The organism is Streptomyces sp. NPDC054866 (assembly GCF_053610745.1).
In genome coordinates this window covers 38,720-54,757 of record NZ_JBSGZA010000017.1, presented here as the reverse complement: position 1 = coordinate 54,757, position 16,038 = coordinate 38,720, and the positions used below count along the sequence as shown (strand labels likewise).

Here is a 16,038-nt window from a genome sequence, read left to right as displayed (position 1 = left end):
CGACGACACCAACACCCACATCAGCCCAAGCCAGACCCACACCCCACCCACCAGCCCCCACACACAGACCAGTGACACCCCAACGCAGATTCGCAATAGCGGAAGTTCACTCCAGGGCGTCGATCGCGGCCCGGATGAGGTCGCGGGCGGCGTCGCCGTAGACGGCCATGGCCGCGAGGCCGGCGAACGCCTTGGCGTAGTCGGCGAGTTCGCGCGGCTGCTTCACCTTGATCTCCGCCGTCAGCGTCTCCACCACGGCCGTGGTGTCGTCGTGGAGGTAGAACGCCTCCAGCGGCCACACGGTGCGCTGCGCGGTGAACGGGATGATCCCCAGCGACACCGAGGCGAGCGGCATCACGGCCAGGAGGTGGCGCAGCTGCCCGCGCATCGCCTCGGGGGCGGCGGTGCGGTAGCGCAGGACGGATTCCTCCATGAGGACGACGTAGCGGTGCCCGCCCTCGTAGAGGAACCGGGAGCGGGCGATGCGGGCGGCGACCGCAGAGATCAGCACGCTCACCCGGGACAAGGTCCACCGCTCGTTCGGCCAGCCGTGGGACACCGCCCCGCGCAGCAACTCCTGTTCCAGTACGGCGAACTGCTCCTCGCTCACCTTCGGGCGCTTGGCCGGCCCTGAACAGTGAAGGCCAGCGATGCCCTTCTCTCTCCATGCCCGCCTCCAGCGTTCGACGGAACGCAGGCTCACCCGCAACTCCTTGGCGATATCCGTGTTCTTCTCGCCCCGCTCGAAGCCCTCGGCTGCCAGTACCGTGACCCGTTCCCGGGCCACTTGTTCATGGGGCCTGAGTCCACCCCCTTGCGCATACCGCATGACATCGGCGTAGCGCGAAGCACCCGCCGTGTCACCCCCGACAACTCTTCGGGAAGGTCAGTAGTCGCCATCGTCAGGGATGGCTGTGTCTTTCGGCTTGACTTCTCGCGCCCGCTGCGCGGCGAGCGCGAGAAGAAGTGTCACGCCTACGACGATCGGGGCCAACGTCAGGAACAGTTCGGCTGCTCCGTTCCCGCCGTCCGGTTCGACGCCGAGCCTCTCCTCAATCCATTGTTCTGGGAGAGCCCCCAGCAGCGCTCCAAGAATGATTAGCCATACTGCCAGGACCGCCAGCAACCGTGGCCTCAACGTGCTTCCCTGCCCCGCATTTGGCGTGCGTATGACTGTGAAATCACCTCGCATTCATATCTGGTCAAGACACTCTGATAACACGGATCGCAACGTTGTTACTGATGCCAGTGCGGGTGTAGTCGACGCGAATGCCGCCACCGCCTCGGAACGCGTCGCGCAGTACGTCCAGCATGCTGCGGTGGGCGGGTTCCTTGGCGTCCTGCCGAAGCTGGAAGCCGAACGCCTTGCGTGGATCAGCGTCAAGCCGGAAGACAACCTCGGCGTCGATTCGGTCGGTCGGCGGGCCGAACATGCTACCTCGCTCGTGTGCTCGAAGCTCGGTCACTCTGCCTTCCATGGCCAGCACGCTTCCTAGCGGCCAGTCTGTGTCGACGTCGAACGCGCCCCTGCCATAGGTCCCGGCCCGGAGTACGCCCGTGATCGGGTGCGCCAGGAGCCTGCGTATATCAGCAGCGGCGGGCATCCCGTCGATGTACGGCCGCCAATGCCAGGTCGTCCCACTGTCATTCGACGTGCCGTGGTACACGCCGCCTTGGACGAGGCCGACGAACAAGCTGAGCCTTCTCATCCGGTCCAGGGCGACTGTTCGCACCCGCGCGCCGCTGGGGAGGTTAGAGGTGATGTCTCGCGCAATCGCCGTGGATTCGCCGACATTCAGGCGGAAGACGCGGCCCGCGCCGTCGGCGTTGAAGGTCGCGAACATCGCGCCCGGTGTGTCGACGTCGAATTGAAGGTCAGTGACGACAGGGGAGCCGCCGCCCGGCACGGACTCGGCATAGCTGAAAACCCGGGCCCAGTCAGTTCCGGACGGCCCTGCGAACAATTCTCCACGACTAGTCCCGGCGACGTATAGGTCAGTCGCGGGATCCACTGCCGAGCGGGTAACGCTTCCGCTACCTGGTTCGAACACTCTCTTCCAGTCCCCCGGAGGCGCCGACGTCGTGGTGCGCCACAGAGCACGCCCACATGAGGCGAGCAGGATGGTGGGGATCTTCGGGTGGACGAGGAAGGGCATATCGAAACAGTCGGTCCCAATGGGTAAGCCCTGGGAGATTCCCTGAAAGCTACCGCCGTCCTTCGAGCGGGCGATGCTGCTCGCGTATTGCCCAACCCCGAAGAAGATGGCTTCATCGGTCGGGTCGATCTCAACACCCGCGCCATCGCCGCCGCGAATCTCCTTCCATGTGGTGTCCGGGCCCAGGTATCGGATCGTCCCGTTGTCTTGAGTGCCGCTGATGAGGATTCGCGAGTCGGTAGGCGCATGGGCCAGGTCGTACATCTCGGTGATGGCCATTCCTTGACCGATGAACGACCAACTGCCGCTCGAGCCGTGGTTGCTCGACTTGTAAATACCTCCATCGCAGCCGGTATAGATGATCTTTGGGTTGGTCGGATCGGTGGCGAAAGCGTGATGATCGACGTGCGGTCCGGATGCGACTGAGAAGGTCATTCCGCCATCGGTAGAGACGCGGAAATTCGTGCCGGTGGCGTACACGAAGTCGGAATCGGCCGGGTCAGCGTAGAGGAAGCTCCAGATGGTGCGCCCGACCTCAGGTCCGGCCTGCCAGCGGCGTTCCCAAGCCTGCTCAGCTCGGCCCCCCACTATGCAGCCGACTCCGGTCGTGCGGTAAAGGATCCAGTCGTCGTCCGAGGTTTTGAACGCGGCATACATTCGGCTCCCGGACATCGCCAGCCGGACCGTGGTTCCCATGTTGGCGTTGGGAAGCCGCTGCCCCGGACAGCCGGTGAGCCGGTCCCAGGTCGAGCCGCTGTCGCGCGTGGCATACAGGCCGCCGACGCCGCTGGTAGAGCCCAGCACTCCGGCGTACAGCCGTTGCGGGTTGGACCGATCCATCACGAGGTCGGTGATCACACCGCCTGCCTCGTCCAGGACTGGGTTCCAGGACACGCCCCCATCAGAGCTGCGGTAGACAGCATCGCGACCAGCCATGTACATCACACTCGCGTTAGCCGGGTCGATCAGCAGGGTGCGGCCGTTCAAACGCGAGTCGGTGGTGACCTGTGTCCAACCCGAGCCACCGTTCTCCGACAGGTACAGCCCTGCGCCAGCCCGGTCACGGTCAACTATCGCCGCATAGACCCGCGAAGGGGCGGTCGAATCGATGGCGATGTCGGCCACCTGCAGGCTCGGAAGATCGTCCGCAATCGGATTCCAGCTCGCGCCGCCGTTTGTTGTCTTCCAGACTCCGCATCCGCCAGGCTGGTCGCGCTGGGAGGAGAGCGATCCCGCATAGATCGTGGAGCGGTTCGTAGGATGCACGGCGAGGCACATGATGCGTCCGGTGGCCCCTAGCCCGTCACTGATGATCGTTGGCCCTAGGGAACGCCAGCGGCCGATCACAGCGTTTCCCGCGCGTGAGGGCTGGTCAACCAAGGTTCGTCCAGGTCGATGACGCGCGCGTCGCGGACCGCCGCAACGTGATCGTCGATGAACCGGCCCAGGGCCTGTGATGTCGTACCAAGTTGCCGGAACTGTGCCCCCTTCGAGGCGAGGTAGAGCGCTTCGGTGAATCGCTCGCATCCATGCCAGGCCACAAAGCCGCCGATCACCCCGACGGGTTCAGTCAACTCGAGAGTCTCGAGCCGTCGCAGGATTTCACTCAACCGGTTTGACGGTCCGGACCCTTGAGTGATGATCACTGCGGCGGCATCGTCGGAACCGCCGCGAAGGATGCCGGACACGCGTGTTGACTCGGCGAACACGGGTGGCGTCTCAAGATGGCGGCGACAAGCCCGCCACCATTGCTCGTATCCCGGAAGGTCGCTGGTGGTCCAAGCCGCCTCCTGCGACACGAAGCGCATCAAGAAAACCCAGTCACCGTCGGCGGACACGCCGCCGGTGCAACCCAGCCACCCCGACGCGCTCGACCCGACGTCGGCCGGCCACGCCAGGACCTGCTGGCGCACGGCATCCGGTCGGGCGGTGCGCGCTTCGACCTTGAGCACAAACATCGGTCCTCAACCTGTCCCTGGCCGGCGGATGCAAGTAGAAAGCCCAGAAGGACCCAACTCGGACGCGGTCACCCGTTGTACGAGTCGGTCATTTCAGCAAGATCACCCGGAGAATGATCCCGTTCTTCCTTCCCGCTTCGAGATCGATCGAGTACTCAATGCGAGTTTGGCATCCGAGTTGAAACGCATCACGCAACAGATCCAGCATGCCCTGGCGAACGGGACGATTCGCGTCGTTCCGGAGCTGGAAACCCATTCCCCGGTCGGGAACTGTGTCGAGTTCAGCGACTACCTCGACGTCAATCTGGTCGGCGGGAGGCCCATGTCTACTCCCCAACTCGACGACACGCAGTTCCTTCACCCTGCCTTGCGAAGCGATAAGTTTGCTCGCCATGCCTTGCTCCCACGGGTGACGGTGATCCGCGACCTGACAGCACAGTCCATCAGACTCCCTCAGGCCGGACCGTATCGCTGGATCAAGCGGTCGGGAACGCTTGGCACTGCCCGGGATTTTCTACGCTCCACACGCGGTGCGGCAGATGTACGAAAGAGAGCATGACGTACAAGGTCCGCTCCCAACCTCCTCCGTCATCTTCGATTTCGCTGTGCGAATCGTGGTAACCGATACTTAGGGCTTGCCGGGAATCAACACGTCGGTTTGATCTTGGTGTTGTCGGGGTGGCTGGAGGGCTATCAGGCCCTTATCCGCTGGCGGGCGGAGAACGAGATCACCGGCGTCTACGCCGTGCCCTACGACGTGGAGACCGAGGTCGGAGTCACGAAGGACTTCCCCCTCGGGCGGTGGGTGCACCAACTGCGGAAGGCGCTGCGGGCCGGGGGGCTGGAGGAACGGCGAAAGACCCTGCTGGACGCGCCGGAAGCCGGGATGGTCTGGGAGCCCGACGAAGCCGGTCCAGGCGTTCAGACAGGGCTCGCACAAGGCGGGCGCGGATTTGGACGCAGCGCACGGTGCCCTCCTGCGTTGCGGACAGACGGCCTCCCGCCTCTCGCAGGACGACGTAGCCGAGCGCCCGGTGGCCCCTGCGCTTCGGTAGTTGGTCGGCGCGTCGGCAGACGTCGGCGGCGATGGCGTGGGCGTGGCCGGTCAGTTGGAGGGCGATCTGCTCGTAGTTGTGTCGTGAGCATGTCCTCTGCGGTCCATGTGAGGACGGTTTTGACGAGGCTCTCGTACGCCTCGCGGTTGAGTGGAAGTTCCGCTTCGATCAGCCCGTCGAGGCGCTTGGTGACCTCCGGCGTCGGGTGCGAGTACAGCAGCCGGAACACCGGTTACCACTCCCGTACGCGGCCCAGCAGTTCCATCCTTCGCGTCTCGAGTTCGGGGCCACTGGGTACTCCGCCCCGCTTCGCGGCACCGGCGTACAGGATGCCGCTGGACGGGCGGTTCGCGGGATCAGGCCAACCGCAAGCTCATGCTGGGCCGAACGGCAACATATCAATGGGAAACCCCATCCTTCCCACCCTGTCACCCGCTTCCCGCATTGGCCGCTGGGGGGATTAGGGATCAGTTCACGAGGTATGACCCAATTTTCATCCTGTGCACGCTCTCTGTTGGGGGGATCATGGAAGCCCTCGCGCTGATCGCGACGGCCCTGGCAGCGGGGGCCGCCGCCGGAGTGCACGACAGCACGTCTGAGGCCGTAGGCAGTCTGTACGCCCGCCTGCGCCAGCGGATCCGGGAGCGGCTGGGCAGGCGGTCGGCCGAACTGGACGACGCAATCGCGGCCCAGCAGGACAGGGACACCTCCGCCCCGGACCCGGTGGCTCCCGAGCTGCGTCAGCTGCTGGAGGCTGTCCAGGCCGGGCAGGACGAGGAACTGCGGGCACTCGCTGACGAGGTGCTGCGGCAACAGCCGGGTGCGCGGGGCGGCAGCGTCTGGAACGTGACAATCGACAACAGCCCAGGCCCCACCCTCGGCGACGGAACGCGCCTGAGCCACATCTACTACAACACCTCGGCACCGCCGGTGACGCCTGAGGAGGGGCGAAGGTGAGGCTCCTGGGGTGGATTCTCGTCGGGCTTGTCGTCATCCGGGTGGGTGCTTGGGTTCTCGCGGGGGCGGGACATGTGTCCCAGGTGGCGGTGGCTGCCCTGGCAGATGCGCTGATGGACGTGGTCGTGTTCGTGGCCTGGGCGGTGGCCGCTCTGGCCGCCCTGGGGCTGTTTGTCGCGCTCGTGCACGGGGCTGACGAACTTCACGACCGGCGCAGCCGAAAGCAGCGGGCGGCTCGACACGTAGGTCCGGTCGCCGCATCTCCCTGTTCCGTCCCCGAGGAGGCGGCTCCGGCCGCCTCGCCGATGCCGGCCACCAGCGATACCGCGGCCAGGCCTGTGATCGAGGAACCTGTCCTGGGATGGCTGGAGTACCTGGCCGAGACCGGTGAGCTGCTCGACGACCGCGATCCCGGCGGGTCCGATCGTGACGACGGATGTGACGCCGGGCCGGTGATCGAGACAGCTCCCGTGGCGTTGTCGTATGACGAACTCGAGTTGAGCGGACCTGATCATGACGACGGGCCGGCGATCGAAACGGCTCCCGTGGCGTTGTCGTACGACGAACTCGAGTTGAGCGGACCTGATCATGACGACGGGCCGGCGATCGAGACAGCTCCCCTGGCGTCGCCAGACGACGAACTCGAACTGAGCGGCCCCAGTGAGGATCCGGCCGCACCGGACCCCGCGTTGCTCATCCTCGCCTGCCGTGGGGTCCAGATCGGCGACGAAAACGAGCAGTTCAACACGTACACGTATGAACTGCAGAACCCTACCGTGGACTTTGCGGAGGTTCTGGGCCGCCCAGCCGTGCGCGAGGCATTGAGCCGTCTGATCACGGACCCGGAGAACGGTGAGCTCCGCACCAAGGCGGAAGAGGCGTTGTGCGCGGGCGAATGGACCTTGAGAAACGACGAAGGGTTGCTCGATCTCGGGCCGGTCGGCAGGCAATCCCCGCACTCCGATGTCACCCGTGATCTCAAGGCGATGCAGGGGTTCATCACCGTGCGCAACTGCCAAGGAGTCCAGACGGGGAGCAGTTGCTACCAGCGGAACGACTTCATCTACGTCTGCCGTCGGGCGACCGTCAACACCTCTTCCCTCCTCAAGGCACATCCAGAGGTGGCGAGTTCGCTGGTCGAGGCCATGGTCATGCCATCCCAGAAGGGGTGGAAGGAACCGGGCGAGAAGCTGAACGCCGCGGTGCGTGCCGCGCTCAATTCACCCGAGTCACTCGAGGCGATCCCGGACCGGTCGATCAACGTCAGCCCCCGGAGCGCCGGTGTCGTACGCGACCGTGACGGGGTCAGCATCGGCGACAGGTGCCACACCGCCGACTTCAAAGCCGTCATGGTCGAGCTCAGGAAGCCACGTAACCTGCCCAAGTGCGTGGTCGAGGAATCCAGGAGCCTGCTCCGGCGACAGGCCTCTGGGAGGAGGGAGCCTCCTTCCCCGCCATCTGCGCCGCCTGCACCGCCCGGGCCGACCAGGCCGACCAGGCCGACCAGACCGTTCGGGCCTTCTGCGTACGCGCCGCGCCCGATCGCACCGGACGAACCGCGCCGGAGGTTCACGAGCGCGCCTGACCTGGACAGACTGCTGCCGCCCCCCGCACGAAGCCCGAACCGCAGGCCGGAACCTCCGTCGGGTCCCAAAAGCCCCTCGTCGGGACGCGGGTTCGGTCTCTAGTGCTGTGACTGCATGGGTTCGCCAGGTGGGCGGTCATGGCGATTGGATGTGCGGCGACGTCCGGTCTGGCCGTTGAAGGTGCGGTGGCACAGTTCCTGCGCAACCGGGCTCCCGGGACCCTCACGGTGGATTTCTTCCACATCGACACCGTGCTGCTGCGGCGCCTGTACAGCACGGTGGCCATGGCAATCTCTACCCGCCGAGTGCATCTCTTGGGCGTCACCGCCCATCCGACCGGCAGCTGGGCAGTGCAGCAGACCAGTGACCTCCTCATGTCATTGGACGACCACGTCGGCCGAGTAGGGATCCTGATCCGAGACAGAGACGCGAAGTTCATTGCCCACACCGTGCTCGACGGGATACACGTCCGTCACAGGCGCCGGTTTCAGCCACCACCTGTCGGACCACACAGCACACTGATGATCCTGCCGGCCCTCTGTGAGGTCCCAAAGGCCACGCATCTGTCTTCATCCCCCAGGCCCTTGGCCGCTCCGCCGCGTACTCCCCACGCCAACCGGGCGCATTCTTCTCGTAGTGCCGCAACTCCAGCGGGAGTTGAATGAGTGCGTCGCGCAGAAGGGGGGTGCTCTGTGATGGTGGCTGCTCCGGAGCTGCTCCTGGGTGACCCTTCGGTGTCCTCGGTCGGCGGTGATGTGGATGCGCCAGAGCACTCCTCCGGCTCCGCCGGGTGATGCCTCCGCAACACCTGCAATCTCCATACCCAAGGGCGGCGGCGCGATCCGTGGCATTGACGAAAAGTTCACCGCCACGCCCGCCACCGGCACCGGCTCCTTCAGCGTCCCGGTCGCCACCAGCCCCGGCCGGTCCGGCTTCGGCCCACTGCTGTCCCTGTCGTACGACTCCGGCGCGGGCAACGGAATGTTCGGGTTCGGCTGGAGCCTGTCGCCGTCGGCCATCACCCGCCGGACGGACCGGGGACTGCCCCGGTACGACGATGTTCACCCCGAGAGCGACGACTTCCTGTTCAACGGCGAAGAACTCGTACCCGAACTCGCCCGGCAGCCGGACGGAACATGGACCCGTCCCGTCGAGTACCGTCCACGCGAAGAGGAGCCGCGCTGGCGGGTGGAACGCTACCGGCCTCGTGTCGAGGGGAGCTTCGCGAGGACGGAGCGCTGGACGGACCTCGAGTCGGGCACCGCCCACTGGCGAGTGATCTCCCGGGACGATGTCACCACGCTCTACGGCAGCACGCCGGAATCCCGCATCTTCGACCCTGCGGACCCCCGGCGCACCTTCAGCTGGTTGATCTGCGAGAGCTTCGACGACCGCGGCAACGCGATCCTCTACCGCTACAAGCCGGAGGACAGTGCCGATACCGACCGCAACCGGCCGAACGAACGCAACCGCAGCCGGGGGACGGCCAGGCACATCAAGCACATCCTCTACGGCAACCGCACCCCGCGCGCCGCGGACGAGAACCTCGCGCAGCGCACCGACTGGATGTTCCACGTCGTCTTCGACTACGGCGAGCACGGTCATGACGCCCCTGATGAGCGGGACATCTGGCCACGCCGTGCGGATCCGTTCTCCACCTACCGCGCCGGATTCGAGCTCCGTACGTACCGTCTGTGCCGACGGATCCTGATGTTCCACCACTTCGAAAACGAACCCGGGGTGGGCAAGAACTGTCTGGTGCGCTCAACGGATCTCAGCTACGCGCAGGATGCCGTGGCCTCGTTCCTCACGTCGGTCACAAGCACCGGGTACGGTCCGGGTCTGGTGCCGCGCTCCTTACCGCCGGTCGAATTCGACTACAGCGTGGCGAGGATCAGCGACGAGCTGCGGGACCTTGACGCGGTCAGTGCACGCGCTCTGCCGGACGGAGTCGACGGCGGGCTCGTCCAGTGGACGGACATCGAGGGGACGGGTCTGTCCGGTGCCGTGCTCAAGCAGCCGGACGGATGGCTGTACAAGGCCAATCTCAGCCCTCTCGATCCCGATCCGCAACGCGCCGCGCTCGGGCCCGCCGTCCCGGTGGCGACCCGGCCGACGACGAGTGGCGGCATTCCCTTCGGAGCCGACGGCTACCAGTTCATGGACCTCGCGGGCGACGGCCGAATCGACCTGGTCCGCCTGGAGAACCCGTCGGCCGGCTTCCACGAACGCACCGGCGAGCGCGGCTGGACCCCGTTCACCGCATTCGACACTCTGCCCGCCCTCGACTGGAGCGCCCCCGAACTGCGCTTCGTCGACCTCACGGGAGACGGCACCGCCGACGTCATGCTGACTGAGGACACGGCCCTCACCTGGTATCCGTCCCTGCACGAGCACGGCTTCGCGGCTGCCGAGTCGCTCGCCCCGTCCTACGACGAGGAAGCGGGACCGACAGTCCGCTTCGCGGACGGCACGGAGAGCGTGTTCACCGCGGACATGTGCGGGGACGGGCTGCCCGCGCTGGTCCGGATCCGCAACGGGGAGATCTGCTACTGGCCCAGCCTGGGCTACGGCCGATTCGGTCCGAAGGTCACGATGGACGGTGCGCCCGTCCTTGACCCGCCTGACCGCTTCGACCCACGCAGAGTCCTGCTCCTCGATGTCGACGGGACCGGCGCATCCGACCTGTGCTACTTCTCCGACGACGGTGTGCGGCTGTACCTCAACCAGTGCGGTAACGGCTGGAGCGAAGCGAGGGAGTTGACGGCACTCCCGCCCGGGACCGACGCCGCCGACGTGACGGTGACCGATCTCCTGGGCAACGGCACGGCTTGTCTCGTGCTCTCCTCACCGTTGGCGGCGGATGCGACGCGACCGGTGCGCTACCTCGACCTCACGGGAGGGGTCAAACCGCATCTGCTGACCGGGATACGCAACAACCTGGGCGCGGAGACCACCATCACCTACGCCTCGTCGGCCAAGTTCGCACTCCTCGACGAGGCTGCGGGCCACCCCTGGATCACCCGACTCCCGTTCCCGGTCCATGTCGTGGAGCGGACACAGATGTACGACCGGATCGGCCGGTGCCGCTTCGTCAGCCGCTACGCCTATCACCACGGTCATTACGAGGACCGCGAGTTCCGCGGTTTCGCGCGGGTCGAGCAGTACGACACGGAGGAGTTCGACGTCGGGGGCCCGGCCGCCGACAACATCGATGCGGCCTCACACGTTCCCTCAGTACTCACCACCACGTGGTTCCACACCGGGGCATCGGTCGAGGGGGGCGCCGTCTCGCTGCGGCTGGCGCAGGAGTACTACCGGGAGCCCGGCCACTCCCCCGCCGATCTGCCCGACACTCCGCTCCCGGACACGGTCCTGGCTCCAACAGGGCGCCTGCCGTTCCCTCTCGGTCCGCCGGAGGAGCGGGAGGTGCGTCGGTCACTCAAAGGGTCGGTGCTGCGCACGGAGCTACGGGCACTGGACGGCAAGGCGATGCCGTACACCGTCACGGAGCAGAACTTCGGCATCGAGCTGGTTCAGCCGGTCGCCGGCGGCAACCGGCACGCCGTCGTCTTCGTCCGACCGCGGGAGACCATCGAACTGCACTACGAGCGCCGGCTGCGCGAAGTCGACGGGAAACAGGTCGCCGATCCGCGAGTCAGCCACACGCTCGTCCTCGACGTCGACGCCTATGGCAACGTCCTCACCTCGGTCACGACGGCGTACGGCAGGCGCCACGAGGACCCGGACCTGCCCCAGGAAGACCGGGCCCGTCAGGAACGCTCCCATGTGACCTGTACGGAGCGCAGGTACACCGACGCCTTCGACACGGATGACGCCCACCGTGTCCCGCTGCCGAGCGAAAGCCGTACGTACGAGCTGCTCAACGTGGCCGCCGGTGCCACGCCGCTCACCCTGGAGACGGTCGTGGAGCGGGTGGCGAAGGCCGGACAGGCAGCCGAGGTCCCGTACGAGAACCATGAGGCGAAGAACATCGGTCCCGGACCGCGGCGGCGCAGGATCGAGCAGGTCCGCACGCTCTACCGGGCCGACGACCTGTCCGGGCTGCTGCCGTTGCACCGCATGGGACGGATGGCGCTGCCCGGCGAGACGTACACCCTGGCCTTTACTGCGGGAGTGCTCGCCGAGCAGTACGTTCGAGGCACCGAGTCCCTCGTCCAGCCGGGCATGCTCACCTCGGGCGGCTACCGGTCCGGCTCGAGCCTGAAGCCTCTGTTCCCGCTCCAGGACGCCGACGACGACTGGTGGCTGCCTTCGGGCACGGTCTTCTACTCCACCGACCCCGGTCACAGCGCTCAGCAGGAACTCACCGTGGCGCGGCAGCACTTCTTCCTGCCGCTGCGCTTCCGCGACCCGTTCGCGGCCGACACGGTCGTCGCCTATGACACGCCGCACCGCCTGCTGGTGCGCGAGACCCTCGACGCGGTCGGCAACCGTGTCTCGGCCACCCTCGACTACCGGGTCCTGCTGCCGAGCGCGGTCACCGACCCCAATCGCAACCGCACGGTCGTCGCCTTCGACGGCCTGGGCATGATCGTCGCAACGGCCGTACAGGGCAAGGACGGTGAGGGCGACTCCCTGGACGGGTCGGTCGTGGACCTGCCCGGGGCCACGGTGACGGCGTACCTGAACAAGCCGCTGAACAGCCCGGCGGCCATTTTGAAGCGGGCGAGTACGCGCCTTGTCTATGACCTGTTCGCCTATCACCGCACGCGCCATCTCTCCGATCCCGCACCGCCGGTGGTGGCGCTTCTGACGCGGGAGACCCACGACGCGGACGATCCGGTCACGCGCGTCCAGCACCGGTTCAGCTATTCGGACGGGTTCGGCAGGGAGATTCAGAGCAAGGTACGTGCCGAGTCCGTGGGCTCAAGCCCCCAGTGGGTGGGGACCGGGTGGACGATCTTCAACAACAAGGGAAGTCCCGTCCGCAAGTACGAGCCCTTCTTCACCCCTGTGCACACCTTCGAGTTCGCGAAGGTCGCCGGAGTGAGTTCGATCCTGCTCTACGACCCCCTTCAGCGGGCCGTCGCCACCGTGCACCCCCACCACGCGTACGAGAAGGTCGTGTTCGACCCCTGGCACCAGATGACCTGGGACGTCAACGACACCGTGGAGCAGGAGGATCCGCGCACCGACCCCGACGTCGGCGGGCTGATCGCGCGCCTGCCGCAGGGCGATGTGCTGCCCACGTGGTACACGCTGCGCAAAGAAGGGGCCCTCGGTGGCCGGGAGCAGAGCGCCGCCGTCAAAGCGCTCGTCCACGCCGGCACGCCGTCGCGCGCCGACCTGGACGTGTTGGGGCGTACGTTCCGGACCGAGGCCCCCAACCGGTTCACCCGCAACGGCTCCACCGTCGAAGAACGTTATGTCACAAGGGAGATCACTGACATCGAAGGCAATGTCCGCGCGGTGCGCGACGCGCGGAACCGGCTGGTGATGACCTATGGCTACGGCCTGCTCGGCAACCGCATCCAGTCGGCGAGCATGGAGGCGGGTACGCGCTGGACGCTCAGCGACGTACTCGGCAAGCCGCTGTTCACCTGGGACAGCCAGAACCGCCGCCTCGAGACGCGGTACGACGCCACTCGCCGCCCCCTCGAAGTCCGGCTGCGCACCGGAACGTCCGGTCCGGACCGGGTGATCGAGAAGACGGAGTACGGCGAGTCCCTGGGTGACTCGGAGAACCTGCGGGGCAAGCCGCACCGAATCTTCGATGCCGCCGGGATCGTCACGTACGAGCGCTACGATTTCAAGGGCAATCCGCTCCGCAGCCACCGCAGGCTCTGCGCCGACTACCGCGAACTGCCGGACTGGTCGGGCAACCCGCCGACGGAGCCGGCGCTCCCAGCGGCCTCCACGATCTTCGACGCGCTGAACCGGCCGGTCTCGCAGACCACGCCGGACGGCAGCACGACCCTCCTCTCGTACAACGAGGGCGGCCTGCTCGAGGCCGTGTCGGTGCGGGTGGGCGGGGCCCCGGCCAAGGTGTTCGTGAGCAACATCGACTACGACGCCAAGGGGCAGCGCCAGAAGATTGTTTACGGCAACGGCGTATCGACGACGTACCGGTACGACAGCGCGACCTTCCGCCTCGCCGAGCTCAGGACCCGCCGCGACGCGGCTTCGTTCCCCAACGACTGCCCCAACCCGGCAACGACTCCCTGCGGGGTGCAGTACCTCACGTACACGTACGACCCTGTGGGCAACGTCATCGACATCCGGGACGACGCACAGCAGACCGTCTTCTTCAAGAATGCCCGTGTCGAACCGCATACCTCGTACACCTATGACGCCGTGTACCGCCTGATCGCCGCCGAAGGGCGGGAGCACACGGGCCAGTCGGGCGCTGCGCCGCGCCCCCCGACCGACGCGGACCTCCCGGTCGTGCCGCATCCAGACGACGGCACGGCGCTCGCCCGCTACCGCGAGGAGTACACCTACGACGCCGCCGACAATTTGACCCTGCTGGCCCACCGCGGCACCGATTCCGCGCACGCCGGCTGGACCCGTCACTTCGGCTTCGCCGCACCGAGCCAACTCAACGCCGCCGATAAGAGCAACCGCCTGTCGGCCTCCACCCTGGACGGCGTCACCGCTCCGGAGACCTACCGCTACGACGACCACGGCAACCTGCTCGAGATGCCCCACCTGTCAGTCATGCGCTGGAACCACCGGGACCAACTCCGAGCCACGGCACACAATGTGGGTCCGACCGGTGGCGTACCGGAGACGACGTACTACGTGTACGACGCGGCGGGCGAGCGGGTCCGGAAGGTCACCGACAAACAGCGCGCCAGCTCCTCGGCTGCCCCTGTCCCACTGAAGGAGCGAGTGTATCTGGGCGGTGTCGAATTCTACCGCGAGTACAACGCCGACGGCACGGCAACAACCCTGGAACGGTGGACCCTCCACGTCGCGGACGACACGGGGCGCATCGCCCTGGTGGGGCGCCGCACGAAGGGCACGGACGGCTCTCCGGCGGAGCTGACGCGGTATCAGCTGGGTAACCACCTGGGCTCGGTGTCAATCGAACTGGCTGACAACGGGACGGTGATCACGTACGAGGACTACGTTCCGTACGGCGGCGCGGTCTTCCGGTCGGCGGGGGCTCAGACGAAGCTTCCGAAGCGGTTCCGCTGCATGGCGATGGAGCACGACGAGGAGAGCGGACTCCGCTACCAGGGTGCCCGCTACTACGTTCCGTGGCTGGCCCGCTGGACGAGTGCGGACCCGACACCGCCGGCATACGGGGCCAATTCCTTCGACTACTGCGGCGGGAATCCCGTAGTGCTCGTCGACATCGACGGGAGGGCACCCAAGAAGTTCAACGTGAACAGCTCCCGCAATCGGCGTCAGCAGAATCTCGCCGTGGAGGCCACCGGAGCCGTCATCACGAAACGCGGTGACGTGGAGGTGGGGCGAGAGGTCGTTACCGGCCCGGATGCGCGCCTGGACAGTCTGTCCATTCCCGCCTCGGGCAAGGGACCCGCCACTTCCGACGAGACCACGACCATGAACGTCTCTCGCTACCTCAGCGGTGGCGAGACGGACGAGGCAAAGGTCCAACAACGGGCCGATCGAAAGACCGACCAGGTCGTGAAGCATGAGCAAAGCTCCGGCCTGATCGAAACGCTGCACGTGTGGCTCACCGGTAAGTTCTCCAAGAAGCAGGAGAACGTCATCAGGAAGGTCTGGACGGAGACAGCGAGCAAGAAGGGGATAAAGGTCAACGTCCGGGATCTCGCAGCATTTCTCACGTCTCAGAGCAAGACCAAGTCGGTGCTCACCGCACTCGCGTCTGCCTGGGCCTTCCTCTCGTCCGAATCGGCCCAAGCCGCCAAGCCGGGCTCGGAGTTAACGGGGCTCCTGGGGGAAGCACTAACCGACTACCTGGTGCCCGACACGGCAGCGCTACTGATGCAGGGAGCAGGTGCCGCTGTCGAAGGCGATCGTCTACTGGGGACACACAGCGCCCACATCACCATCATCGGTTCTCAAGCACGCAATCCCAACATGGTGCAGATCCACGGCCTTCCCCTGCTCCTCAACATTCAGACAGGCCATCTGTACGGCGTGGAAGATTCCACGCTTTCCCAGCACGAGGGGCTACCGGGACAGCTGTACGACCTGGGGGAACTCGACAGGAATCCCTTTGGCGTCCTCATAGGCGTCAGTTCATTCGAAAGCGCAGACCACGAATTCTATTTCTATTCTAAATCCGGGCAGTGGACCATGCGCGTCATGGGCCCCGACGGCTGGCAGGACGCCGTACCGAATCGCCGCTGAACGCGTAGGAGTCGAG

Annotated in this window: 7 protein-coding genes and 2 pseudogenes; 4 read left to right on the top strand and 5 right to left on the bottom strand. The window is 66.2% G+C overall.

Features of this window, described 5'->3' with window-relative positions; all coding sequences use genetic code 11:
- Window positions 1-106: 106 nt before the first annotated feature.
- From ACWGI2_RS41350 to ACWGI2_RS41335, 4 genes are all read right to left on the bottom strand, one after another.
- Window positions 107-787: a Scr1 family TA system antitoxin-like transcriptional regulator gene (locus ACWGI2_RS41350; protein WP_453701184.1), complete on the bottom strand. Its 681-nt coding sequence runs from the start codon at window positions 785-787 to the stop codon at window positions 107-109.
- 415 nt (window positions 788-1,202) lie between these two features.
- Window positions 1,203-3,434 carry a WD40/YVTN/BNR-like repeat-containing protein gene (locus ACWGI2_RS41345; protein WP_453701183.1) on the bottom strand — a complete coding sequence of 744 codons (2,232 nt, stop codon included), beginning with the start codon at window positions 3,432-3,434 and terminating at the stop codon, window positions 1,203-1,205.
- Between the two features lie 65 nt (window positions 3,435-3,499).
- Window positions 3,500-4,114: a hypothetical protein gene (locus ACWGI2_RS41340; RefSeq protein WP_453701182.1), complete on the bottom strand. Its 615-nt coding sequence runs from the start codon at window positions 4,112-4,114 to the stop codon at window positions 3,500-3,502.
- Window positions 4,115-4,202: 88 nt separating this feature from the next.
- Window positions 4,203-4,508, bottom strand: coding sequence for a hypothetical protein (locus ACWGI2_RS41335; protein WP_453701181.1), 306 nt, complete (start codon window positions 4,506-4,508; stop codon window positions 4,203-4,205).
- A gap of 285 nt (window positions 4,509-4,793) precedes the next feature.
- Between ACWGI2_RS41335 and ACWGI2_RS41330 the strand changes: the two are divergent.
- Window positions 4,794-5,021 (top strand): annotated as a pseudogene (locus ACWGI2_RS41330) (helicase associated domain-containing protein); the annotation flags it as partial.
- Here the strand turns inward: ACWGI2_RS41330 and ACWGI2_RS41325 are convergent.
- A pseudogene (locus tag ACWGI2_RS41325) lies at window positions 5,020-5,386 on the bottom strand (hypothetical protein); the annotation flags it as partial. The pseudogenes ACWGI2_RS41330 and ACWGI2_RS41325 overlap by 2 nt on opposite strands.
- 308 nt (window positions 5,387-5,694) lie before the next feature.
- On the opposite strand from ACWGI2_RS41325, the gene ACWGI2_RS41320 reads away from it, so the two are divergent.
- From ACWGI2_RS41320 to ACWGI2_RS41310, 3 genes are all read left to right on the top strand, one after another.
- Complete coding sequence (locus ACWGI2_RS41320) at window positions 5,695-6,126, top strand: hypothetical protein (protein ID WP_453701179.1); 432 nt, start codon at window positions 5,695-5,697, stop codon at window positions 6,124-6,126.
- Complete coding sequence (locus ACWGI2_RS41315) at window positions 6,123-7,814, top strand: RIP homotypic interaction motif-containing protein (protein ID WP_453701177.1); 1,692 nt, start codon at window positions 6,123-6,125, stop codon at window positions 7,812-7,814. Before ACWGI2_RS41320 ends, ACWGI2_RS41315 begins: the two co-directional genes overlap by 4 nt.
- 657 nt (window positions 7,815-8,471) lie before the next feature.
- The gene (locus ACWGI2_RS41310) at window positions 8,472-16,022 is read left to right on the top strand and encodes a SpvB/TcaC N-terminal domain-containing protein (RefSeq protein WP_453701176.1); all 7,551 of its coding nucleotides are present in this window, start codon (window positions 8,472-8,474) and stop codon (window positions 16,020-16,022) included.
- Window positions 16,023-16,038 lie beyond the last annotated feature (16 nt).